This window comes from Trichococcus sp., from assembly GCF_049589555.1.
Classification (GTDB): Bacteria; Bacillota; Bacilli; order Lactobacillales; family Aerococcaceae; genus Trichococcus.
The window spans coordinates 1-2,288 of the sequence record NZ_JBAWAZ010000228.1 but is presented as its reverse complement, the minus strand read 5'-3'; the positions used below and the strand labels follow the sequence as shown (position 1 = coordinate 2,288).

2 protein-coding genes are annotated in these 2,288 nt (G+C 50.5%); both read right to left on the bottom strand.

Annotated features, from left to right (window positions below):
* Positions 1 to 946, bottom strand: a 946-nt coding sequence (locus WBV27_RS08600) for an NAD(P)-dependent malic enzyme (RefSeq protein WP_424201204.1), incomplete at its 3' end; no start/stop codon positions are given.
* A 45-nt stretch (positions 947 to 991) separates the two neighbouring features.
* A complete protein-coding gene (locus WBV27_RS08595) occupies positions 992 to 2,281 on the bottom strand; it encodes a 2-hydroxycarboxylate transporter family protein (RefSeq protein WP_424201206.1) in 1,290 nt (429 codons plus the stop codon).
* Between the last annotated feature and the right edge of the window lie 7 nt (positions 2,282 to 2,288).

Here is a 2,288-nt window from a genome sequence, read left to right as displayed (position 1 = left end):
TGATTTGGTTCGGGAAGTCGCTGCGGCCGGTGCCGACGATATAGGCGCCGCCTGCTTTTGCTTCATCCGGGAAGATTTCCGGTGTCGGGTTCGCCATCGCGAAGATGACCGGTTTTTCGTTCATGGTAGCGATCCATTCCTTCTTGAGGACGCCTGGCGCGGATACGCCGACGAATACGTCCATCCCCACCACTGCATCCTCCAAAGTTCCGGTTCTGAAGCTACGGTTCGTGACTTTTGAAATTTCCACATGGCGTTCGGCCAATTCAGGATCGGTTTCGGAAATGATGCCGGTGCGGTCCACGACCATCAGGTTCTTGATGCCAGCGGAAAGGAACATTTGGCTGATGGCGATCCCTGCAGCACCGCCGCCATTGACGACCACTTGAATCTCATCGATTTTTTTGCCTGTCAGGCGCAAGGAATTGTAAAGGGCAGCCAGAACAATGATCGCGGTCCCGTGTTGGTCATCATGGAAGACCGGAATGTCCAACATCTCTTTCAAGCGGCGTTCGATTTCGAAGCAGCGAGGCGCGCTGATGTCTTCCAGGTTGATCCCGCCGAAAGAAGGTGCGATGGCAGCAACGTGCGAGATGATTTCTTCAACATCCTGCGTATTCAAGGAAATAGGAACGGCATCCACATTCCCGAAGCGTTTGAACAAGGCCGCTTTGCCTTCCATAACCGGAATGGCTGCTTCCGGTCCGATATTGCCCAAGCCAAGAACGGCTGATCCGTCGGTTACGACTGCAACAAGATTTTTCTTGGTTGTATAAGTATAGACGGATTCTTTGTTGTTCGCGATTTCCATGCAGACAGCTGCGACGCCCGGTGTATAGGCGATGCTCAGATCTTCCATTGTTTCGATCGGCACTTTTGAGATGACCTCCAATTTACCGCCGAATTTTTTGCTGATAGCCAATGCTTTTTCATTTACATTTGTCATAATGAACACACTCTCTTTCTTCTCGTTTTAGTTTTTTTTATGTCGTTAGAATAGGAAACGCAACAAGGATGTCATGGAAATGACGGTGATGGCTCCACCCAAACGTGTGGCTACTTGGGCAAATGGCATCAAGTTCATGCGGTTGGAAGCAGATAGGATGGCGACATCCCCAGTTCCGCCCATGCCGCTTTGGCAAGCCGTTACGATGGCTGCTTCGATCGGGTTCATGTTCATTTTTCCACCGACGAAGAAACCGGTCAGGACAACGGTCAACACGACTGAGATCACGACCACGAAATACTGCCAAGAAAGCATGCCGACGACGTCTTTAAGTGGGATGTACAGCAAGCCCAAGCCGACCATCAACGGGAAAGTAAAGTTACCGGAAACGAATTTGTACAGCTGTTTCGAACCTTTTTCAACATCTTTAGGCAACAGGCTCAAGTATTTGATGGTTGCAGCGATCAGGATCATCAGGACCGGACCCGGGAAGCCCGTAAGTCTTTCCAAAAGTCCGCCTGCGATGAAGAGTGTGCAGGCCGTCAGAACGCCGGCACCCATCAATTTGATGTCCAGCGGGCTCTTGTCTTCCTGCATGGCATCAGCCATATCGTCGTCGCCGCCGAATTTGATCAATTGGCCCTTGCCACTTTTCTCAGGATATTTTTCGCCTAGGCGATTCAAAATACCGGAGCAGATGATTGCGAAGAAGTTTCCGATGATGGTTGCTGGAATCAATTGTCCTACCAATTCCCCACTAGGGATACCGGTGATGGCGCTGTAACCTAGCGATAACGGCAGGATGCCTTCGCCGATTCCGCCAGCGATGATCGGTGTCACGATGTAGAAGAGCGTATGCTCAAAACCCAGTCCCAACAAAGTTCCGATTGAAGTTCCGACGATCAAGGCAGCGATCATCGCCACCGCCATCGGGATGATCATCCGGATCAAGCCTTGCACCAAAATCTTGCGGTGCATCCCCAGAATACTGCCGCAGACAAGACAAGCGATATAGAAATACAGGAAGTTTGCTTCCCTCATCAGCATGTTCGCCGCATCCAGCGTATTTTGATTGAATACATTCATGAATACCATGATCGATGGCACCATCAACGAAAGGATGGCCGATCCTCCGAAATTCTTCAATCCCGGGATGCTTGCGCCGATCCCTCCAAGAAGCCAACCCAAACTCAAGATGACTGCGAAACCACCCAACATGTTGACGGGCAATTCGCCCAGATACGCAGAAGCTATTATAATGGCTGACATCACGAGATAAGTCGGCAATGGAATCGCGCCTACCTTCGCATTTTTAAATCTGTCGAAAACCGTCAACTCGGAA